Raw genomic sequence first — 22,164 nt, 5'->3', positions numbered from 1 at the left:
CGCGTACCCTCCGCCGGCCGGATTTATCCCGGATACACCTCGAACTCCCACAGCGAGTAGCCGTACGACGTGCCGCGCTGGACGCCCGCCATCCGCACGTACCGGGCGGTGGTGGTCGGGAAGGTCACCACGTCCGTTCCGCCGTTGCCGGCCGCCGTGCTGAACACCGACTGCCAGCTCCGGCCGTCCGTCGAGGTCTCGATCCGGTACGCCCGGCCGTACGCGGCCTCCCAGCGCAGGATGACCCGGTTCACCGCGCGGGCCGAGCCGAGGTCCACGGTGATCGACTGGTTGTCCGTCCACCAGCTGCTCCACCGGGTGCTGCGGTCACCGTCCACGGCCGCCGCGGCGGAGAACCCGAGGAAGGTTCCGTTGGCGCTCACCGACGCGCCCCGGGCCAGGTTGGTGATGTCGTCGCCGCGGTGCGCGGGGAACGACACCACCTGCTGGAACGTGGGCCGGTTCTGCCAGGAGATCTTGTCCTGGGTGATGCCGCCCAGCGGGGACTGGATGATCGTATCGGCGCACCACTGGTCGCCGGCCGCGCAGTCGCCGTCGCCCGGGTAGGTGACGGTGGCCGGCTCGGCGGCCGCCGCGTCCAGGGCCGCCGCCAGGTCCCGCCGGCAGCTCGCCAGGTCACCCCCGCCGCAGTACGTCCGGCCGAGCCCGCCGGACACCGGGTCGCCGAGCACGGCGCGCAGGTCCTTGTCCAGGTAGCCCCACCAGCCGTACTGGAAGGAGGAGCCGACGTGCTTGCGGCCGCCGTGGCCGACGCTGCCGGCCTGGCCGGCGCTCGGGGACTCGTTGATCGGCAGCACGCCCGCCAGCGCGGCGTACAGGTCCGGGCCGAGCTGGCCGGCGAACGCGGCCTCGACCAGCCGGGGCCAGGCCGCGTCGAACAGCGCGATCGCGTCGGCGTGGGCGTAGACGTGCGAGCCGGGCGAGGTCTCCACCCGCCGGGCGCCGTCGGCCTGCCAGGACCGCAGCGCCGCCACGTGCGCCTCCTGGCCGGGCTGCCCGTCGAGGATCCGCAGCAGCTCCGGCAGCAGGTTCTCGGCCCGCAGGTCGGTCACGGCCGCCTCCTCGACCAGGCGTACCACGTCGGCCCGGCCCGGCTTGCCGGCCGCGAGCGCCGCCTTCACCCGGCGGTCCAGCAGGTTCGCCCGGTGCACCGCGCCGAAGCTGTAGTTGCCGTCCGCGGCGCCGTACCCGGGGGCCTGCTTGTTGTTCCAGCTCACGAAGTAGTCCTGGTTGACCGCCTGCGGGTGCGCAGCCGGCGGGGTGAGCTGCGCGGTGTTGGCGTCCGGGTCCCAGCCCACCCACTCGTACGCCGGGTCGGCCTTGGTGGGCAGGTTCGGGTTGGCGCCCGCCGGCCGGACCGGGTTGTCGCCCGAGTTGTAGTACGCGGTGTCGGCCGAGTTCACGTAGAACCAGTTGAACGCGTACCCGACGTTCGATGCGCTGGCCTGGAAGTCCGCCGGGGTGCCCATGGCGGCCGGGTCGTTGAACGCCTGGAAGCCGATGGCCGACTCGGCCTCGTGCCGGTACGTCGAGCGCAGCTGGGTGTACGCCACCGGGGTGCCGCCCGAGGTGCCGCGGTAGGCCACCAGGCCGTACCGGGTGCGCAGCGACACCAGGTCGTACGAGCCGGCCGGGGTGCCGTCGGCCACCGTGGGCTTCCAGGCGTTGTTGCGGACCAGCCGTTCCATCGGCAGGCACTGGCCGCGCCAGCGGTAACCGGTGGAGTCGACGGTCGGCGCCGAACCGTCGGTGTTGCACAGCGGCACGGCGTACGTGTCGGTGATGTCCTGGCCGGCCGAGGTGGCGCTCCACGAGTAGTCCTGGCCGCGGCCCAGCAGCACGTACAGGTTGAGGCCGGCGAACGCCACGCCGCGGGCGCTGATCCCCGGACCCTGGAGCTCCTGCAGCATGAGCAGCTGCGGGGAGAAGTAGCCGGTCTGCGGGCCGAACACCGCGATCGGGTGGCCGGTGCCCGAGCGCGCGGCCGAGACGACCACGGCGTTCGACATGCCGCGCCGGACGGCCGTGTCCGGTCCGACCGCCGCGGTGCTGCCCGCCGAACCGGTCGGGTTCGCCACCACCGGCTCCGGCCGGGTGGTGCCGGCGTCCGGCAGCGCCACGCTCGCGGCGTTGTCGTCGGCGTCGCCGTACGGGAAGCTGCTGCCGTTGTGGACGGTGGTCACCGTCTCCGGGTCGTTGCGCTCGCGGAACGCGTTCCACACCCGGTCGCCCTCGGTGACGCCGTACCGGGCCCGGGCGGTGATCCGGGCGATGGCCGACGGCACCTCGCCGCCCCCGCCGCCGCCGAACAGCCCGCCGACCACGCCGGCCGTGGCGATCAGGTCGGTCATCTTGAACGGCTCGGGACCGCCCGCGTTGGTGACCGCGTCGAGGTGGCCGGTGAGGACGTACTCGCCGGGGCAGTTGCGGGCCGACATGCAGTGCGCGATGTACGCGTTGATCCCGGCCACGTACTGCTCGACGTCCGCGTACAGCTGCTGGCCGCGCGCGCCCTTGGTGCGCAGGGTGTCGACCTGGCGCTGCAGATCCGCCTCGGTGTACGGCGAGTTGCGCCAGACCTGCTGTTCCAACTCGCGGTTGCCGGGCGCGCCGCCGGCGAACGGGGTGAGCTGGCCCCGGCCGACCCGGCGCAGCAGGTCCATCACCCACAGCCGGTCCTCGGCGCCGGCGTACCCGGCGCCGAACATGGTGCCGGCCCGGGTGGTGCCGGTGACGTGCGGGACCCCGATGGTCTTGTCCCGGACGATCGTCACGTCGTCGCGCGGCGAGTAGGTGCGCTCGGCCTGCCCGGCCGGCACCCCGAACGACGAGTCGTTGTAGAAGTTGGCGATCTGCTCGTCGGTCAGCCCGGTGTAGCCGGAAACCAGGTCCGCGTACCGGCCCAGCTGGTCGGCCGAGTGCGCGGGCCGGGTGCCGAGGGTCTGGTGGGCGAGGATGTCGACCAGGGTGGCGTTGCCGTTCTCGCCCGGCGGCACGATGTCGTTGCACTGGTCCAGGCAGTAGTCGGCCGGGCCGCTCGCGGCGGCCATGGTGGTGGCCCCCGTCCCGCGGGCGGCGGCGCCGGTCGCGCCGGTGGCGGCGCTCGCCGGCGCCGTGGGGGGCAGGGCCGCGACGGCCGTCGCGGTGATGAGGGCGGTGAAAACCGCGACGGTACGTCGGGACATCGGCGATCCCTCCGGCACGAGCGAGATATGAAACAAACTCGGAACCGGATAGTAACAACGGTCGATGTCCCTGGATAGGGCCGAAATGGATGGTGCTGACGCCGAAGGGCCGACCCCGGGTGGGGTCGGCCCTTCGGTTGGTGTTCCGGGTCAGTGGCTGTAGCCGCGGGTGGCCATCCAGTTGGCCAGGTCGGTGGTGTTCACCCAGTAGCTGGCCACGTCCGGGTTGGCCGAGTCGGCGATGAGCACCTGCCGGCCGTCGTCCTGGTAGCCGACCACCGCGATGTAGTGGCCGCCCTCGTAGCTGTGGGCGGCGCCGTCGGTGTCGGTGGCCGTGCCGGCCACGTTCGCCACGAGGGCGCGGTTGTCGTCCAGGGTGGCCCTGACGTCACGCTGGAGCTGGTCGGCCTGCTCCGGCTTGACGTGCGGGTCGGACAGGGCCGTGGTGCGGTACTTGTCCGCGCCCAGGACCGTGTTCAGCGCGCGGGTGATGTCCTCGGCGCTGTTGGTGCCGGCCTCGGTGGTGCCCATGTGCTTGGCCAGATCGTCCACGGAGATGCCGTGGCCGTCGGCGGACAGGGCGTTCCGCGCTGCGGCGGGGCCGCAGTAGTAGTAGTTCGGCTGTGCCTCGTAGTCGAACCCGAGCTTCTTGCCGCCGGGCTGCGCGCCGCGGCTGTCGCGGCTGTCGCGGGTGTCGCCGGGCTTGCTGCCGCCGCGGCCGTCGCCGGTGCCGCGGTTGCCGTTGTCGCCGCCGCGGTCGTTGCCGTGGTTGTCGTTGCCCTCCTGGGTGTGCACGACCGTGCTGTTGCCGGTGTGCGCGGGGGCGGCGTGGGCCTCGGTGGCCAGGGTGAGCGGGCCGGCGATGGCGCCGGCGGTGAAGGCGAGGCCGGCGCCGGTGAGGGCGGCCTTGCGCAGGATGGGGGTGCCGATGCTGCTGGGCAGGAAGCGGGTGAAGGTGGTCATGGTGATCGCCTTTCATCCGGGGGTGTGCGGCGTGGGGGTGTGCCGCGGGTGGGGGAGTGTGGGTGCCGCGTGGGGGTGCGGCGGGGTGGTTCGGGTGCGCGCTGCCGGGTCCGCTCGCGTGGGGGACCGCTGGTGGCGGGGGAACCATGTTCAACGCCTGGGGGCCGGGAGGCGTTCCCGGCGGTGCGGTGATGGCCGCCACCGCCGCCATGTGGGGCGGGCGTGGTGGCCGGTCCATGTACAACGCCCCGGGTCGGGGGTGCGTTCCCGGCGGGCCGGTGACGGCCGCCACCGGGGCTGCGCGGCCTCCCGTCCAGCTGATCAGGGGGGACACTGACCCCAAGTGGTCCGATACCGGACACCCCGTCCCCCGGGGTCACCTCCCGGTGGTCATGGGTGGCGGTGGATCGTGGATTCCTCTACCGGTCATAGGCGGTAGAGGAATCCACGATCCACAAACCGCTGACCCGGCCCGGTCCGGCCGGGGACGGTTGTCCACAGGTTGGGTAGGGGCCATCTCAGCCGGGCGGCCATCGAGCATCGCCTGGCCACCGGTCGCTGGCAGACCCTTTCGCGCGGGATCTACCTGGCCAACTCGGGGACGATGACTCGGCGGCAGCGGTGGTGGCACGCGGTGCTGGCGGCCGGCGCCGGCCGGCGGGCCACCCTGGCCGGCACGTCGGCGCTGGAGCAGCTGGGTTTGCGGGGTTACGCCACCACGGCCATCCACGTGTTGATCCGGGCGCGGCGGCGGGAGAACGACCCGCCGCCGGGCATCGTGGTGCATCGCTCCCGGACTCTGATCCCGGCCGACATCCATGCCATGGGGCTGCCGCCGTGCACGATGCCGGCCCGCTCGCTGGTGGACGCGGCGCAGTGGGCGCCGGACGATGACCGCGCCCGGGCCATCGTGGCGGCCGGCTGCCAGCAGCGACTGGTCAGTGCCGTGGATCTGGACGAGGTGCTGGCGAGGATGTCCAGGGTGCGCCGGCGCCGGCTCATCGTCGAGGCGGTGGCCGACGCCCGGGACGGGGTCGCGTCGATAGCCGAGGCCGACTTCCTGCGGCTGTGCCGCCGGGCCGGGCTGCCGGAGCCGAGCCGGCAGGTCCGCCGCACGGATGCCTCGGGCCGACGCCGGTACCTGGACGTCCTGTTCGAGGAGTGGAACCTGCAGATCGAGATCGACGGCGGGCAGCACCGCGAGGTGCGGCACTGGTGGGCCGACATGAGCCGGCAGAACGACCTGTGGACCGCCGGGGTCCGGGTGCTGCGCTTCCCGGCCTGGGTGGTCCGGGAGCGCCCGGCAGAGGTGCTGGCCCAGCTCTGGGCGGCGCTCGCCGCCGCCGGCTGGCGCGGATAAACCTCAGGAGGCCGCGGGCTCGGTGCCGCCGCCGGCCGCCTCGGCGTGCCGCTCGCGCAGCCGGTCCCGGATCTCCTCCGGGGTGTACGCCCGGCGCTTGCGCTCGGCCCGGGCCACCACCACACCGGTCGCCGCCACGCCCGCGAGCCCGGCCAGACCGAGGATCTTCCACCACCGCATCCGCATAGGCTAGACCGCATGGCGGACCGGGGCAGCACGGAGTTGACCAACCCGCTGGGCGCGCTCACCCTCGACCAGCTGCGCCGGCGGACCAGCATGAAGTGGCGGCGGTTCCCGCCGGACGTACTGCCGCTGTGGGTCGCGGAGATGGACGTGCCACTGGCCGAGCCGGTCGTGCGGGCCCTGACCGAGGCCGTGGCCCTCGGCGACACCGGCTACCCCTCGGGCACCCGGTACGCCGACGCGTTGGCCGAGTTCGCGGCCGGGCGCTGGGGGTGGCGGATCGACCCGGACCACACGGCGATCGTGCCGGACGTGATGCTCGGCGTGGTGGAGATGCTCCGGCTGGTCACCGGCGCCGGCGACGCCGTGGTGGTCAACCCGCCGGTGTACCCGCCGTTCTACCAGTTCATCGTCCACTCCGGGCGACGGGTGGTCGAGGCGCCGCTCGGCGAGGACGGCCGGCTCGACCCGGCGACGCTGGCGCCGGCCTTTCGGGACGCCACCACCGGCGGTAGGCCGGCGGCCTACCTGCTGTGCAGCCCGCACAATCCGACGGGCACGGTGCACACCCGGGACGAGCTGTCCGCGGTGGCCGAGCTGGCCGGACGGTACGGGGTACGCGTGATCGCCGACGAGATCCACGCCCCGCTGGTGCTGCCCGGCGCGGAGTTCGTGCCGTACCTGACGGTGCCGGGCGGTGAGAACGGCCTGGCGCTGCTGTCGGCCTCCAAGGCGTGGAACCTGGCCGGCCTCAAGGCGGCGCTCGCGGTGGCCGGTCCCGCCGCGGCGGCGGACCTGGCCCGGCTGCCCGAGGAGGTGAGCCACGGCCCGAGCCACCTGGGGATCATCGCGCACAGCGCCGCGCTCACCGAGGGCGGCGGCTGGCTGACCGGCCTGCTGTCCGGGCTGGACGCCAACCGGCTGCTGCTGGCCGAGCTGCTCGCCGAGCGGTTGCCGGCCGTGCGGTACCGGCCGCCCGAGGGGACGTACCTGGCCTGGCTGGACTGCCGGCGGCTCGGGCTGGGGGACGACCCGGCCGCCACGTTCCTGGAGTGGGGTCGGGTGGCCCTGAACCCGGGGCCGGAGTTCGGCACGGGCGGCGCCGGGCACGTCCGGCTGAACCTCGCCACGTCGCCGGAGAACGTCGCCGAGGCCGTACACCGGATGGTCGCGGCGCTGGACTGAGCGCCGCCCTTCTAGGGTGTACCGGTGGCAGACACGAGCATCAGCCTGGACGAGGCGGTGGAGCTGGCCCGTACCGGCGACGTCTGGGTGTTCCGCGGCCGGAGCATGCCGGACCGGGCCATCCAGTTCACCACCAACAGCCCGGTCAACCACGTGGGCATGTCGGTGGTGCTGGAGGACCTCCCGCCGCTGATGTGGCACGCCGAGCTGGGCCGGTCGCTGCCCGACCTGTGGTCCGGCACCCGGCAGCGCGGCGTGCAGCTGCACGACCTGCGGGACGCGGTCTGCGTGTGGGCCAACCGGTACGGCCAGCGCGCCTGGCTGCGCCAGCTGGAGCCGCCGGCCGGCCGGGAGATGGAGGACGCGGTGCTGCGCACCGTGGCCCGGCTGGACGGCACGCCGTTCCCGTCCAGCGCGCGGCTGGCCTGGCGCTGGGTGTACGGCCGGGTCCCGGCGGTGCGCCTGCCCGGCCGGCCGGACCCGCGCCCCGGGCGGGCCGCGGGCGGCCCTTTCCCCGGGCGGGCCGGGGGCGGTCTGTTCTCCGGGCGGGCCGGGGGCGGTCTGTTCTCCGGGCGGGCCGTGGGCGGTCTGTTACCCGGGCGGGCCGTGGGCGGTCCGCGCCGTGCCGAGGGCGCGGTCGATCCTTCGGCACGACCGCCGGCGCAGGTCCGGGACAGCGCGCTGGAGACGGCGTACTGCGCCGAGGTGGTGGCGGTGACGTACGAGGAGATGGGTCTGCTGCCCGCGGGCCGGCGTCCGAACTGGTACGACCCGGGGCGGTTCTGGAGCGGCGACGATCTGGCCCTCACCGGCGGCGCGCGCCTGGGCGCGGAGATCGCGGTCCGGATCCCGCCCCGTTAAGAGGGGGCCCTTCCTATACCGAAAGCGATAAGAAGGGGCCCTTCCTTGCAGGAGTCGGGGTTTGCGGGGGGGCCGGCGGGGATATTGGCGGCTGCGTGAACACTTCCACCGACCTGCAGGTGCTGACCGATTTCCTCGACCGGTACGGCGCCGCGCTGGTGGCGGGCGACCTGCCGGCCATCACGGGCTGCTACGCCATGCCCGGGATGGTGGTCGCGGACGCGTACAGCTTCTCCTTCACCACGCCGGCCGCGGTGGCGCTGTCCTTCGTGGGCGCGGCGCCCGACTACCAGGACCGGGAGCTGGTGGCGGCCAACGCGCAGATCCTCCACGTGCGGCCGGTCTCGGCGCTGCTCACCATGGTGGCCGTCGAGTGGGAATACCTCGACAGTCGCGGCTGCGCCGTGCCGGGCGAGCGGTTCGAATACCTACTCCGGATGACCGACGACGGCCCGGCCATCTGCACGGTCATCCGCGCCGGCTGACGAAGGAAGGGCCCCCTGTTATCGCTTTCTGTATAGGAAGGGCCCCCTGTTAACGGGCAGTCCCGGCCCGCGGGGCCGGGACTGCCGACGGTCGAGCCGCCTGCTCAGGCGGGCACGAACGACCACACCTGCGCCGAGTTGCCGAACCCGGTGCAGTGGTAGATCTGGAGCTGCGCGCCGTCGGCCCCCGAGCCGCCCCGCACGTCCAGGCAGCGGCCACCGGTCTGCGAGGTGATCTGGTGGACCCCGGTGAACGAGTTCGGGTTGATGCTCCACTTCATGCTGGTGGTTCCCGTGCAGGCCCACTGCTGCACGGGGGTGCCGTCCGCGTTGACCCCGTTGCGGACGTCCATGCACAGGCCGCTGGCCCGGTTGAGGAACGTGTACGGGCCGGTGCCGCCCGGCGACCAGAGCTGTACGTCGGCCCCGTCGCAGGTGCGCTGCACCACCAGGCCACCGTTCGAGTACGGGGCCCCGAACCGGTCCACCTCCGCGCACTTCCCGCTGCCGTAGTTGACGATCCTGTAGTAGCCGGTCGTTGCCTGTGCCGGTTGCACGAGGACCACCCCCAGCAGGGCGCTCATCAGGCTCACCAGCACCGTTCCGGCGATTCTGCGTCGGATCATGTTCCCTCCCGTCGTTGCCATTCCATCGGCGGATGTGACGCTACGGAGCCGGGGCGCGGCCCGGATCCGGGTACCTCCTAGTCGATGAGGGCGGGGCGTTGTCGGGTTCGTGTCGGGGCGGCCCGGCGAGGCCCGGCCGGGCCTTAGCGTTCGGCCATGGACGCGGCGATGGTGGGTTCGGCGGATGCCGGCAGGGCGTCGGGTGGCGGGGACGCGGAGTTGGTCGGTCGGGCCGACGAGTGCGGTCGGCTGGACGAGTTGCTGGCGGCTGCGGTCGAGGGCCGGGGCGGCGCGCTGGTGCTGCGGGGCACGGCAGGGGTGGGCAAGACGGCCCTGCTAGATCGCTGCGCCGCGCGGGCCGGCGGGATGCGGGTGCTGCGCGCCACCGGCGTGCCGTTCGAGGCGGAGCTGCCGTTCTCCGCCCTGTTCGAGCTGGCTCGTCCGGTGCTGGACCTGCTCGACGAACTGCCGGCACAGCAGGCGGACGCGCTGCGGGCCGCCTTCGCCCTCGGCGGCGGACCCGGCTCGGTCAACCGGCTGGCCGCGTACGTGGCGACGTTGAGCCTGCTCACGACGGCGGCCGAGCGGGGGCCGGTGCTGTGCCTCGTCGACGACGCGCACTGGATCGACCACGCCTCCACCGAGGCGCTCCTGTTCACCGCCCGGCGCCTGCTCGCGGACCGGGTCGCGATCGTCTTCGCCGCCCGGCCCGCGGCCGGGTTCGACGCGCCCGGCCTGCCCGAGCTGCCGGTGTCCGGGCTGGGGCAGGACGCCGCGGTCCGGCTGGCCATGCGGTCCGGGCTGGATCGCCGGGTGGCCGCCGAACTCGCGGCCGCCACCGAGGGCAACCCGCTCGCCCTGATCGAGTTGCCGGCCACCCTGACCGAGGGTCAGCGCCGGGGCCGGTCGCCGCTCGACCACCCGCTGGCGCTTGCCGAGCGCATCGAGGCGACCTTCCTGGCGCAGGCCCGCGGCCTGCCGACGGAGGCCTGGCGGGCACTGATCGTCTGTGCGCTGTCCGAGGCCGGTGACCTGGTGCTGCTGGAGCGGGTGCTCAAGGCCGAAGGGCTGCACCTGGGCGCGCTGGACCCGGCCGTCGACGCCGGCCTGATCAGGGTGGAACGGCAGGAGGTGACCTTCCGGCATCCCCTGGTGCGCGCCGCGGTGCACTCCCTGGTGGGACCCGGGCAGCGCCGGTCGGTGCACCTCGCGATCGCGGCGGCGCTGGCGGTCGACCCGGACGCGGTGGACCGGCGGGCGTGGCACCTGGCCGCCGCCGCGACCGGCCCGGACGAGGAGGTGGCCGCGCTGCTGGTCGGGTCGGCCGAGCGGGCGCAACGCCGGGGCGGCGTGGTGGCCGGGGCCCGGGCGTACGAGCGGTCGGCGCGGCTCACGCCGGATCCGGACACCCGGGCGCTTCGAATGATCCGGGCGGCCATCGCGTGGACCAACGCCGGCGCCAGCGGTCGTGCGGTCGCGCTGCACGAGGAGGCCCTCACCCTCACCAAGCGGGTCGACCTGCGTTGTACGGCGCGGGGGGCGCTCACCCACGTCGCTCTGCAACACGGTGACACGGCGGCGGCCGACGAGGCCTACCTGGCCGAGGCGGAGGAGTACGCGCGGACCGATCCGCTCGACGCGGGCCGGATGGTCAGCGGCGCGGTCAATCGGTGCTGGGCGCGGCTCGACATCGCCGGAATGGTCTCGGTGTGCGGCCGGGCGGTGGAACTGCTCTCGGGCCCGTCGGGACCGAAGTGGCCCAAGGGGCCGATCCGGTTGGCCACCGCCCAGGTGCTGGCGGGGCAGCCCGGCGGCGTCGCGCTGGCCCGCGAATGGATGGCCGCCAGCGCCGAGCGGGTCGACGGCTCGGCCGCGGAACTGGCCGAGGTGTTCTACTGGATCGAGGACTACGACACCGCCCGGTCGTTGCTGGAGCCCGAGATCCGGCAGGCCCGGGCGGCCGGCGACCTGTACCTGCTGGCGTACGCGCTGCCCCGGATGGCCGGGTTGGAATGCCGGACCGGCCGGCTGCGGTCCGCCTACCGGGCCGGCGCCGAGGGGGCGCTGATCGGCGAGCAGGTCGGGCTGCCGGTGGTTTGGGCCGACGCGCTGGTGGCGCTGGCCACGGTCGAGGCGCTGCTCGGGGAGGAGGCCGAGGCGCTGTCGCACCTCGAATCGGCCCGCGGGATCGTGCCGGCCGGCTACCAGGACCTCGAGGCCAAGATCCGGTACGCCGCCGCCATGACGTCGGTGGTGGCGGGACGCTGGACCGAGGCCGTGACCGATCTGGAGTGGATCGAGGCCGTGCTGCGCCGCGGGGGTGTCGCGGAGCCGAGTTGGCTACCCGTGCGGAGCGAGCTGGCCGAGGCGTACGCCCATCTGTCCCGTCCGGACCTGGCGGCCGGGCTGGTCCGGGAGCTGCCCGCGGACGCCGCCCGGGTCACCACCCGGGCCGCGGTGGCCCGGGTGCGCGGCATGATCGCACCGGAGCGGGAACTTGACGAGGTGTTCGCGGCCGCGCTGGCGGTGGCCGATCCGGTGGTCGTGCCGCTGGAACGGGCCCGGACGCTGCTCTGCCACGGGCAGCGGCTCCGCCGGGCCAAGCGCCGTCGTGACGCCCGGGACCGGCTGACGGGCGCGCTGGCCCTCTTCGAAAACCTCGGCGCGCAGGGCTGGGCCCAGCGGTGCCGTACGGAGATCAGCGCGACCGGCCGGCAGGCGCCGAGCCGCGACGACCGCGCCGCCGGCCGGCTGACCGCCCAGGAGCGGCAGATCGCGCTGCACGTCGCCGAGGGCCTCACGAACCGGGAGATCGCCACGCGGATCTTCCTGTCTCCCAAGACCGTGGAGTACCACCTGGGGAACGTCTATCGGAAGCTGAACCTGCGCTCCCGGCCGGACCTGATCCGCTACCTCTCCCGCCCGCCGGCCCCGGCCGCCGACTGAGGTGCCGGCCCCGGCCGCCGACCGGGGTGCCGGCCCCGGCCGCCGACCGGGGTGCCGGCCTCGGCGGCCGACCGGGGTGCCGGCCTCGGCGGCCGATCGGGGTGTCGGCCACCGCCGCCGGTCCAGGCCCCGCCGGGTGTGGCGCCGGGCGGCCCGTACGGCATGATCGCGGCCATGACTGGGACGGACCGGGAACGGCTGGCGGCGGCGCGGCGCGACTGCACGGTGATCCTTTCCGGGCCGCGGCCCCGCAGCATGGCCGAGGTGCTCGCCGGGATGGCCGGCAGCCGGTACGTCGACGGCCCGCCCGACACCTACGGCGACGGTGGCCCGGTCACCGAGCTGGAGGAGCGGGTGGCCGGGCTGCTCGGCACGGAGGCGGCCGTCTATTTCCCGACCGGCACCATGGCGCAGCAGGTGGCGCTGCGGTTCGGCGCGGAGCGGACCGGGACGCCGGCGGTCGGGCTGCACCCGCTGAGCCATCCCATGGTGCACGAGCGGGACGCGTACGCCGCCCTCAGCGGGCTGCGCGCGGTGCGCACCACGACGGCCCCGCGGAACCCGACGGCCGAGGAGATCGCCGGGCTGGACGAGCCGATCGGCACCCTGATGCTGGAGCTGCCGCTGCGGGATGCCGGGCTCGTCCTGCCGTCCTGGGACGAGCTGGTGGCGGTGGTGGCGGCGGCCCGCGCGGCCGGCGCCCGGGTGCACCTCGACGGCGCCCGGCTGTGGGAGTCCACCCCGCACCTGGGCCGGTCGCTGGCCGAGGTGGCGGCGCTGGCCGACAGCACGTACGTGTCGTTCTACAAGTCGCTCGGCGGGATGAGCGGGGCGGCCCTCGCCGGCCCGGCCGAGCTGGCCCGGTACGCCCGGGCGTGGCGGCACCGGCACGGCGGCAACCTGTATCAGCAGTGGCCGGCCGCGGTCACCGCCCTGCAGGGCCTGGACGCCGAGCTGCCGCGCCTGGCGGCGTACGTGCGGCACGCCCGCACGGTGGCCGCGGCGCTGGCGGCCGTTCCCGGCGCCCGGATCCACCCCGAGCCGCCGCACACCCAGGCGTTTCAGCTCTGGCTGCCGCATCCGGCGGACGAGCTGAACCGGGCCAACCTGGAGCTGGCCGAGCGGGACCGGGTGTGGTTCGCCGGCGGCTGGCGGGACGGCGCCGTGCCCGGGATGGCGATGACCGAGGTGACGGTCGCCGGCCCGGCCCTCGACCTCGACGCGGCCGCCGTGGCCGACCTGGCCGGCAGATTCCGCACCCACCTGCCGTCCTGACGCCGGCGGGCCGGGCGGAGCGGATCAGCCGGTGGGCACCCAGAAGCGGAGCTTGTCGCCGCGCTGATCCTCGAACACCCCGCCGTTGCGCTCGATGACCCGGCGGGAGACGGCGTTGTCGACGTCGCAGGTGAGCAGAGCGGGGTCGATGCCCAGCTCCCGGGCCACCGGCCGGACCGCCCGCAGCATCGCCGTGGCGTGCCCGCGCCGCCGGGCCGTCGGGCGTACGTCGTAGCCGATGTGCCCGCCGAACTCCAGCAGCGAGGGCGTGAGGCGGTGCCGGACGGCGATCCGACCGAGGTACTCGGCGCCGTCCACCCACCACAGAGTGGTGGACGGGACGTACCCGGCCGGCCGCGGGGACTCCGGCAGGGCCTGCGCGCGCAGCTCGGCGACGAACCGGGCGAAGCCCTCGGCGGAGGACCAGGTGTCGGCGTGGGCACGGATCTCCGAGCCGATCATGGAAAAGTCCTGACGGTCGCCCCGCCCCTCGGCCCGAAACTCGGCCATCGCGGCGAGGAAGGACTCGCGGACCCGCTCGATCGGGGCGGTCAGGGTCGGCATGCCGGTAGTCAACCGAGTCCGCCCGCGGAAGGCCAGCGGATTACGCCGATCCCGCCGGGCGGACCCGGCCCGGGTGCGAGCATCGGATGCGGTGACACGAGGGGGAAGCGGCCGGGCCGCGCCGGACGGGGAGTCCCGCCCGTTCTGGGCGCTGGACCCGGCCGACGTGCTGCGCGCGGTGGCCACCGACGGGCGCGGCCTGTCCGACGCCGAGGCCGAGCACCGGCTCGGCGCGTACGGGCCGAACCGGTCCGGCCGGGACGAGCGCCGGCGTGGGCCGCGGCTGCTGCTGGCCCAGTTCACCAGCCCGATCATCCTGATCCTGACCGCCGCCACGGTGGTCTCGATGGCGCTGGGCGACGTCACCGACGGGGTGATCATCCTCGTGATCATCCTGGCCAGCGGCGCGCTCGGGTTCTGGCAGGAGCGCTCGGCCGGGCGGGCCGTGGACGCGCTGCTGGCCCGGGTACGGGTACACGTCGATGTCCGGCGGGGCGGCCGGGAGGTGGCGGTGCCCACCGACCGGGTGGTTCCGGGGGACCTGCTGGTGCTGCGGGCCGGTGACGTGATCCCGGCGGACTGCCGGGTGCTCGAGTCCCGGGAACTGCAGGTGGACCAGGCCGAGCTGACCGGCGAGCCGTTTCCGGTGGAGAAGCGGCCGGTGACGGTCGCCGCCGACGCGCCCCTGGCGGCCCGGGCCGGGGCGTTGTTCACCGGGACCCACGTGGTCTCCGGCGAGGGCGCCGCGGTGGTGGTGCGGACCGGCCGGCACACCGAGTTCGCCGCGATGGCGTCCCGGCTGTCGGCCGGCCAGCGGGCCACCGGCTTCCAGCGCGGCCTGACCGGGTACGGCCTGCTGCTGGTGCGGGTGATGGCGGTGCTGCTCGCCGGGATCTTCGTGGTCAACCTCCTGCTCGGCCGGCCATTCGTCGACTCGCTGCTCTTCTCGCTGGCGCTGGCCGTCGGGCTGACCCCGCAGGTGCTGCCGGCCATCGTGGCGGTGAGCCTGTCCGCCGGCGCGCGGCGGATGGCCGCGAACCGGGTGATCGTCAAGCGGCTGGCCGCGATCGAGGACTTCGGCGCCATGACCGTGCTGCTGACCGACAAGACCGGCACGGTGACCACGGGCGACGTGGCGCTCGCCGGCGCGCTGGACCTGGCGGGGGAGCCGAGCGAGGAGGTGCGCCGGCTGGCCCGGCTGAACGCCGGGTTGCAGCGGGGGTTCGGCAACCCGCTCGACCGGGCGATCCTGGCCGACCGGCCGGTGCGGGACGACCGGCGGCTGATCGCGGAGGTCCCGTACGACTTCACCCGCAAGCGGCTCTCGGTGCTGGTCTCCGGCCGGTTCGCCGACGCCGCCGGCCGGTCCGCCGACGCCGCCGGCCGGTCCGACGACGCCGCCGGCCGGTCCGACGACGCCGCCGGCCGGTCCGACGACGCCGCCGGGCGGTCCGACGACGCCGCCGGGCGGCCCGGCGGCGCCGGGCCGCCGTTGCTGATCACCAAGGGGGCGTACGCGGCGGTGCTGGCGGTCTGCGGCACGGCCCGGACCGCCGACGGGACGGTCCCGCTGGACCGGGTGCGCGATCGGGTGCAGCGGACGTTCGAGCGGCTCTCCGGCAGCGGGCACCGGGTGCTCGCGCTGGCGGTGCGGGAGTGCCGCGGCGCCACCTCGGCCGGCATCGCGGACGAAACCGGGCTGGAGCTGCGCGGGCTGCTGGCCTTCCAGGACCCGCCCAAGCCGGAGGCCGGGCCCGCGGTGGCGGATCTGGCCGCCTCGGGGGTCTCGGTCCGGCTGGTCACCGGGGACAACCGGCTCGCGGCCCGGCACGTGGCCGAGGCGGTAGGGCTGGCCGGGCCGATGCTGCTGGGCCCGGACCTGGACCGGCTCGCGGACCAGGAGCTGCGCGACCGGGTCGCCGACACCACGGTGTTCGCCGAGGTCGAGCCGCTGCACAAGGAGCGGATCGTGCGGGCGCTGCGGGCCAGCGGCGCGGTGGTGGGCTTCCTCGGCGACGGCATCAACGACGCGCCCGCGCTGCACGCGGCGGACGTGGGCATCTCGGTGGACACCGCGGTCGACGTGGCGAAGCAGTCGGCCGCCATCGTGCTGCTGGACAAGGACCTCGCGGTGATCGCCGAGGGCGTCCGGCTGGGCCGCCGGACGTTCGCGAACACCCTCAAGTACATCCGGGTGAACACCGGCGCGGCCTTCGGCAGCGTGCTGAGCATGAGCGTGGCGGCGACCTTCCTGCCCTTTCTGCCGCTGCTGCCGCGGCAGATCCTGCTGCTCAACTTCCTCTCGGACGTGCCGTACACGACGATCTCCGGGGACAATGTGGATCCCGAGCAGGTGTGCCGGCCGCGCCGGTGGAGCATCCGGGCCATCCGCGACTTCATGCTGGTGTACGGCTCGGTCACCGCGGCCTTCGACCTGGTGACCCTGGCGGTGCTGCGCTGGGGGTTCGGGGCCGGCGCCGAGCTGGTCCGGACCGGCTGGTTCATCGAGTTCACCGTCACCGAGCTCAGCGTCCTGCTGGTGCTGCGCACCAACCGGCCGTTCTTCCGGAGCCGGCCGGCGACCCGGCTGCTGGCCACCAGCGCGTCGCTCGCGGTGGTCACCGTGGCGGTGCCGTTCACCCCGCTCGCCGCGCCGCTCGGGCTGGTGGCGCCGCCTGGAACGCTGCTGGCCGCGCTGGCCGCCCTCACCGCCGGCTACGTAGCCCTCAGCGAACTGGTAAAGCGCCACGTCCCACCCGACCGCCCCGCCGGCTGAGGCGAAGGAAGGGCCCCTTCTTATCGCTTTTTGTATAGGAAGGGCCCCCTTTTAACGCCTGCGGCTCGGGTTACTGCGGTGTTTGCAGAGCATTGCGGAAAGTTTGCGCAAGAAGTAGCGTGCGGGCCAATCAGCGACCAGAGGAAGGCCGTCGATGAAGCCCCCGCCCCGATCGCGCACCACATTCCCCGCCCTTGCCGCCCTGCTCACGCTCGCCCTGACCGGCACCCCCGCCGTGGCCCAGCCGCGCGACGCCGGCCACCAGCGGAGCACCGCGGCCCCCGCGTCCAGCACCGGCGCCGCACAGTGGACGGCCGAGCCGTCGGCCGACGCCCTCCTCCGGGCCGCCGACCGCAAGGACCATGCCGAACAGTTCTACTTCGCCCTGCCCGACCGGTTCGCCAACGGCGACCCCGGCAACGACCGTGGCGGCCTGCCCGGGGACCGGCTCAGCACCGGATACGACCCGACGGACAAGGGCTTCTACCACGGTGGCGACCTGAAGGGGGTGATGAACCGGCTCGACTACATCCAGGGCCTGGGCACCACGGCCATCTGGCTGGCCCCCGTGTTCAAGAACCGGCCCGTCCAGGGCACCGGCAAGGACGTCTCGGCCGGCTACCACGGCTACTGGATCACCGACTTCACCCAGGTCGACCCGCACTTCGGCACCAACGCCGACCTGAAGAAGCTGGTCAACCTCGCCCACCGGCGCGGGATCAAGATCTACCTCGACGTGATCGTCAACCACACGGCCGACGTCATCAAGTACGCCGACAACGACTATTCGTACGTGGACAAGGCGACCAAGCCGTACAAGGACGCGCAGGGCCGGCCGTTCGAGGACCGCAACTACGCCGACGGCAGCCGTGCCTTCCCGGCGGTCAACCTCGACTCCTTCCCGCACCGCCCGACGTTCGCCACCGCGGCCGACAGCCACGCCAAGGTGCCGGCCTGGCTGAACGACCCGACCATGTACCACAACCGCGGTGACTCCACCTTCACCGGTGAGAACAGCGAGTACGGCGACTTCTACGGCCTCGACGACCTGTGGACCGAACGGCCCGAGGTGGTGCGCGGGATGACCAAGATCTATGGCGACTGGATCGGCTCCACCGGGATCGACGGCTTCCGGCTGGACACCGTCAAGCACGCCGACCTCGACTTCTGGCCGCAGTTCAGCCAGGGCATCGCCCGGGCCGCGCAGCGGGCCGGCAAGCCGGACTTCTCCATGTTCGGCGAGGTCTACAGCGCCGACGAGGAGATCGAGTCGACGTACGTGCGCCGCGGCGGCCTGCCGGCCACCCTGGACTTCTCGTTCCAGGAGGCGGCCCGCGGCTACACCACCGCCAACGGCTCGGCCAAGTCCCTGGCCGACGTGTACGCCAGCGACGACCTCTACACCTCCCGCAACACCGACGCGGGCCGGCTCACCACCTTCCTCGGCAACCACGACATGGGCCGGATCGGCTCGTTCATCGCCGCGACCGAGCACGACCCCGCCGCCGAGCTGCGCCGGGACGAGCTCGCGCACCAGCTCATGTTCCTGACCCGCGGCCAGCCGGTGGTCTACTCCGGCGACGAGCAGGGCTTCACCGGGCCCGGCGGCGACAAGGACGCCCGGCAGGACATGTTCGCCTCGAAGGTGCCCGACTACCTGCACGACGACCTGATCGGCACCGACCGCACGCACGCGTCCGACCAGTACGACCCGACCCACCCGCTCTACCGGACCATCGCCGAGCTGGGCAGGCTGCGCGCGGCCAACCCGGGCCTGCGGGACGGCATCCAGGTCACCCGGTACGCCTCGGACGGGCCGGGTGTCTTCGCGTTCTCCCGGGTCGACCCGAAGCAGCGGGTCGAGTACGTGGTGGCCGTCAACAACGCGGCCACGGCACAGGACGCCACCCTGGACACCTGGTCGGCCGGCGCGACCTTCACCGGGATCTACGGCGGCACCGGCGCCGCACAGGCCGGCGCGGACGGCAAGCTCGCCGTGCGCGTACCGCCGATGTCGGCCGTGGTGTACAAGGCCGGCGGCCCGATCGCGGTCCCGGCCGCGGCGCCGACCGTGCGGATCACCGACCCCGCGCCCGGCGGCACGGTGGCCACCCGGGCCGCGGTGAGCGCCCAGGTCACCGGCGACCCGCTGGCCACCGTCACGGTGGCCGCGCGGGCCGGCAGCGGCCCGTGGACGCTGCTCGGCCGGGCCGACCGCGCCCCGTACCTCGTCTACCACGACCTGACCGGGCTGGCGGCCGGCACCCCGATCGAGTACAAGGCGGTGGTGCGGGACGGCCGGGGCCGGACCGCCACCGCCCGGTCGACCGCCCGGGTCGGCACCCCGCCCGAGTCCACCTCCCGGGACTGGGTGGTGGTGCACTACCAGCGCCCGGCCGGCGACTACGGCGACTGGGGGCTGTACGCCTGGGGCGACATCGACCCGGCCTACCAGACCGACTGGCCCAAGGGCCAGCCGTTCGCCGGGGAGGACTCGTACGGCCGGTTCGCCTGGGTGAAGCTCAAGCCGGGCGCCAAGTCGGTGGGCTTCCTCGTGGTGGACAAGAACGGCGCCAAGGACGTCGAGGCCGACCGGACCATCGACGTGACCAAGACCGGCGAGGTCTGGGTCAAGCAGGGCGACCCGGCCCTCTATCCCACCCGGCAGGCGGCCACCGGTCAGCCGGACCCGCCGGTCGACCAGACCACGGCGACACTGCACTACCGGCGGGCCGACGGCAACTACGGCGGCTGGGGGCTGCACGTCTGGGACGGCGCGGCCAACCCGACCGACTGGGGCAGCCCGCTGCCACCGACCGGGACCGACGCGTACGGCGTCTACTGGAAGGTGCCGCTGGCGGCCGGGGCGACCGGGCTGAACTACATCATCCACTCCGGCGACACCAAGGACCTCCCCGATGACCAGCGCCTCGACTTCGCCAGCGCCGGCCACGAGGCATGGCTGCTGGCCGGCACGCCCGGGCACCTGCTGCCGGTGACCGCCAGCGTGCGCCACGACCAGGACATCACCAAGCAGCGGGCCCAGTGGATCGACACCAGGACCGTGGCCTGGCAGGCCGGCCCGACCGACGGGCGCCGGTACGACCTGGTCTCGGCGCCGAACGGCGGGCTCGCCATCACCGACGGCAAGCTCTCCGGGATGTACACCCGGGTGCAGCTGCACGCGCAGCGCAACGGGCTCACCGAGGCCCAGCGGGCGAAGTTCCCACAGCTGTGGCAGTACGGCGCGTTCACGCTGGACCGGCGCGACCTGGCCCGGGCGCCGGACCTGCTTCGCGGCCAGCTCGTGGTGACCGAGAGCGACGACGCCGGCAACCTGCTGTCGGCCACCGGCGTGCAGATCCCCGGCGTGCTGGACGATCTGTATCCGAGGGCCACCGACGCCACGCTGGGCCCCAGCTTCCACGGTGGCCGGAGCACGCTGTCGGTGTGGGCGCCCACCGCGCAGAGCGTGTCGCTGCAACTGTTCGACGACCCGTCCGGCTCGCCCCGCACGGTGGCCATGCGCCGGGACGACCGTACCGGCGTCTGGTCGGTGACCGGCGGCCGCGACTGGATCGGGAAGTACTACCGCTACCAGGTGCGGGCCTGGCAGCCGGCCGCGCAGAAGGTCGTGACGGCCGCGGTGACCGACCCGTACTCGGTGGCGCTGTCGGCCGACTCGACCCACAGCCAGATCATCGACCTGGCCGACCCGCGGCTGGCCCCGGCCGGCTGGGGCGCGCTGCGCAAGCCGGCCGCGGTGCCGGCCGCCAGGGCGCAGATCTCCGAGCTGTCGGTGCGGGACTTCTCGATCGCCGACCAGACCGTGCCGGCCGAGAAGCGCGGCACGTTCGACGCGTTCACCGACCCGAACAGCGCCGGGATGAGGCACCTCAGGGCGGTCGGCGACGCCGGCGTCACCCACCTGCACCTGCTGCCGGCGTTCGACTTCGCCACCATCCCCGAGCGGCGCGCCGACCAGAAGCAGCCGGCGTGCGACCTGGCGGCCCTGCCGCCGGACTCGGCGAAGCAGCAGGAGTGCGTGGCGGCGGTCGCCGACACCGACGGCTACAACTGGGGGTACGACCCGCTGCACTACACGGTGCCCGAGGGCGGCTACGCGGTCGACCCGCAGGGCGCGGCCCGGACCCGGGAGTTCCGGCAGATGGTGGCCGGGGTCAACGGCGCCGGGCTGCGCGTGGTGATGGACGTGGTCTACAACCACACGTCGGCGGCCGGCACCGACCCGAAGTCGGTGCTCGACCAGATCGTGCCCGGCTACTACCAGCGGCTGCTCGACGACGGCACGGTGGCCAACTCCACCTGCTGCGCCAACACCGCGCCGGAACACGCCATGATGGGCAAGCTGGTGGTCGACTCGATCGTCACCTGGGCCAGGGCGTACAAGGTGGACGGGTTCCGGTTCGACCTCATGGGCCACCACCCGAAGGCGAACATCCTGGCCGTCCGGGCCGCGTTGGACAGGCTGACCATGGCCCGCGACGGGGTCGACGGAAAGTCGATCGTCCTCTACGGCGAGGGCTGGAACTTCGGCGAGGTGGCCAACGACGCCCGGTTCGTCCAGGCCACCCAGGCCAACATGGCCGGCACCGGCATCGGCACGTTCAACGACCGGCTGCGGGACGCGGTGCGCGGCGGCGGCCCGTTCGACGGCAACCCCCGGGTGCAGGGCTTCGCCTCGGGGCTGTTCACCGACCCGAACGGTGACCCGGTCAACGGCTCGGCCGCCGAGCAGCGGGCCCGGCTGCTGCACTACCAGGACCTGATCAAGGTCGGGCTGGTCGGCAACCTGGCCGGCTACCGGTTCACCGACTCCGCCGGCAAGCAGGTCACCGGGTCGCAGGTGGACTACAACGGCTCGCCGGCCGGCTACACGGCCGCGCCGGGCGAGGCGGTCACGTACGTCGACGCGCACGACAACGAGATCCTGTATGACGCGTTGGCGTACAAGCTGCCGCAGGGCACGAGCGACACGGACCGGGCCCGGATGCAGGTCCTCGCGCTGGCCACCACCGCGCTCGGCCAGGGCACCGGCTTCGTGGCGGCCGGCTCCGAGCGGTTGCGATCCAAGTCGCTGGACCGCAACTCGTTCAACTCCGGCGACTGGTTCAACCAGATCCGCTGGGACTGCGCCCAGGGCAACGGGTTCGGCGCCGGCCTGCCGCCGGCGGCGGACAACCAGGACAAGTGGCCGTACGCGAAGCCGCTGCTGGCCGACCCGAAGCTGGTGCCGGGCTGCGCGGCCATCAACCAGGCCGATGCCCGGTACGCCGAGCTGCTCCGGATCCGGCGCTCGTCGCCGGTGTTCGGGCTGGGCAGCGCGGCCGAGGTCCAGCGCCGGGTGTCCTTCCCGCTGTCCGGCACGGGGGAGACCCCCGGCGTGGTGACCATGCGGATCGACGGGCGGGGCCTGGACGGCCGCTGGTCGTCGGTGACGGTGGTGTTCAACGGCACCCCGGACACCGCCCGGCAGACCGTGCCGGGCCTGCGCGGCGCGAACGTGAGCCTGCACCCGGTGCTGCGCGACTCGGCCGACCCGGTGCTGCGGACGGCGTCCTTCGACACCGGCAGCGGCACCTTCACGGTGCCCGCCCGCAGCGTGGCGGTGTACGTGCAGAAGTGAGAAGGAAGGGCCCCTTGTTATCGCTTTTTGTATAGGAAGGGGCCCTTCCTAACGCCCGAGCTCGCCCGAGCTCGACCGAGCTCGCCC

Annotated in this window: 12 protein-coding genes and 1 pseudogene; 8 read left to right on the top strand and 5 right to left on the bottom strand. The window is 73.9% G+C overall.

Annotated features, from left to right (window positions below):
• Positions 1-23: 23 nt before the first annotated feature.
• The gene (locus ACFFHU_RS18005) at positions 24-3,206 is read right to left on the bottom strand and encodes a penicillin acylase family protein (RefSeq protein ID WP_377340388.1); all 3,183 of its coding nucleotides are present in this window, start codon (positions 3,204-3,206) and stop codon (positions 24-26) included.
• A 150-nt stretch (positions 3,207-3,356) separates the two neighbouring features.
• Positions 3,357-3,991, bottom strand: a pseudogene (locus ACFFHU_RS18000) (C39 family peptidase); the annotation flags it as partial.
• A gap of 680 nt (positions 3,992-4,671) precedes the next feature.
• Here ACFFHU_RS18000 and ACFFHU_RS17995 point away from each other — a divergent pair.
• Positions 4,672-5,529 (top strand): DUF559 domain-containing protein, encoded by an 858-nt coding sequence (locus tag ACFFHU_RS17995; protein WP_377340384.1) that lies wholly within the window; start codon positions 4,672-4,674, stop codon positions 5,527-5,529.
• Positions 5,530-5,532: 3 nt separating this feature from the next.
• On the opposite strand, the gene ACFFHU_RS17990 is transcribed toward ACFFHU_RS17995, so the two are convergent.
• Complete coding sequence (locus ACFFHU_RS17990; protein WP_377340382.1) at positions 5,533-5,709, bottom strand: hypothetical protein; 177 nt, start codon at positions 5,707-5,709, stop codon at positions 5,533-5,535.
• An 18-nt stretch (positions 5,710-5,727) separates the two neighbouring features.
• Here ACFFHU_RS17990 and ACFFHU_RS17985 point away from each other — a divergent pair, with 18 nt between their 5' ends.
• From ACFFHU_RS17985 to ACFFHU_RS17975, 3 genes are all read left to right on the top strand, one after another.
• Entirely contained in the window at positions 5,728-6,897 is a 1,170-nt protein-coding gene (locus ACFFHU_RS17985; RefSeq protein WP_377340380.1) for a MalY/PatB family protein, read from the top strand.
• Between the two features lie 24 nt (positions 6,898-6,921).
• Positions 6,922-7,758 carry a hypothetical protein gene (locus tag ACFFHU_RS17980; protein WP_377340378.1) on the top strand — a complete coding sequence of 279 codons (837 nt, stop codon included), beginning with the start codon at positions 6,922-6,924 and terminating at the stop codon, positions 7,756-7,758.
• A 95-nt stretch (positions 7,759-7,853) separates the two neighbouring features.
• Entirely contained in the window at positions 7,854-8,243 is a 390-nt protein-coding gene (locus ACFFHU_RS17975; protein ID WP_377340375.1) for a DUF6841 family protein, read from the top strand.
• Between the two features lie 104 nt (positions 8,244-8,347).
• Here ACFFHU_RS17975 and ACFFHU_RS17970 read toward each other — a convergent pair whose 3' ends face one another.
• Positions 8,348-8,869, bottom strand: coding sequence for an RICIN domain-containing protein (locus ACFFHU_RS17970; RefSeq protein WP_377340373.1), 522 nt, complete (start codon positions 8,867-8,869; stop codon positions 8,348-8,350).
• A 156-nt stretch (positions 8,870-9,025) separates the two neighbouring features.
• On the opposite strand from ACFFHU_RS17970, the gene ACFFHU_RS17965 reads away from it, so the two are divergent.
• Positions 9,026-11,815, top strand: coding sequence for an ATP-binding protein (locus ACFFHU_RS17965; RefSeq protein ID WP_377340372.1), 2,790 nt, complete (start codon positions 9,026-9,028; stop codon positions 11,813-11,815).
• Between the two features lie 174 nt (positions 11,816-11,989).
• The gene (locus ACFFHU_RS17960; protein WP_377340371.1) at positions 11,990-13,090 is read left to right on the top strand and encodes a threonine aldolase family protein; all 1,101 of its coding nucleotides are present in this window, start codon (positions 11,990-11,992) and stop codon (positions 13,088-13,090) included.
• A gap of 24 nt (positions 13,091-13,114) precedes the next feature.
• Here the strand turns inward: ACFFHU_RS17960 and ACFFHU_RS17955 are convergent, their stop codons facing one another.
• Positions 13,115-13,654, bottom strand: coding sequence for a GNAT family N-acetyltransferase (locus ACFFHU_RS17955; RefSeq protein WP_377340370.1), 540 nt, complete (start codon positions 13,652-13,654; stop codon positions 13,115-13,117).
• A 91-nt stretch (positions 13,655-13,745) separates the two neighbouring features.
• Here ACFFHU_RS17955 and ACFFHU_RS17950 point away from each other — a divergent pair, with 91 nt between their 5' ends.
• Both ACFFHU_RS17950 and pulA read left to right on the top strand, forming a co-directional pair.
• The gene (locus ACFFHU_RS17950) at positions 13,746-16,430 is read left to right on the top strand and encodes a cation-translocating P-type ATPase (RefSeq protein ID WP_377340369.1); all 2,685 of its coding nucleotides are present in this window, start codon (positions 13,746-13,748) and stop codon (positions 16,428-16,430) included.
• Between the two features lie 154 nt (positions 16,431-16,584).
• Positions 16,585-22,077 (top strand): pullulanase-type alpha-1,6-glucosidase, encoded by a 5,493-nt coding sequence (pulA, locus tag ACFFHU_RS17945; protein ID WP_377340368.1) that lies wholly within the window; start codon positions 16,585-16,587, stop codon positions 22,075-22,077.
• The last annotated feature ends 87 nt before the right edge of the window (positions 22,078-22,164 follow it).

The sequence above is a fragment of the Plantactinospora siamensis genome (assembly GCF_042434095.1).
GTDB lineage: Bacteria > Actinomycetota > Actinomycetes > Mycobacteriales > Micromonosporaceae > KBS50.
The sequence above is the reverse complement of the archived record's forward strand: the minus strand, read 5'-3'. Positions and strand labels throughout refer to the sequence as shown.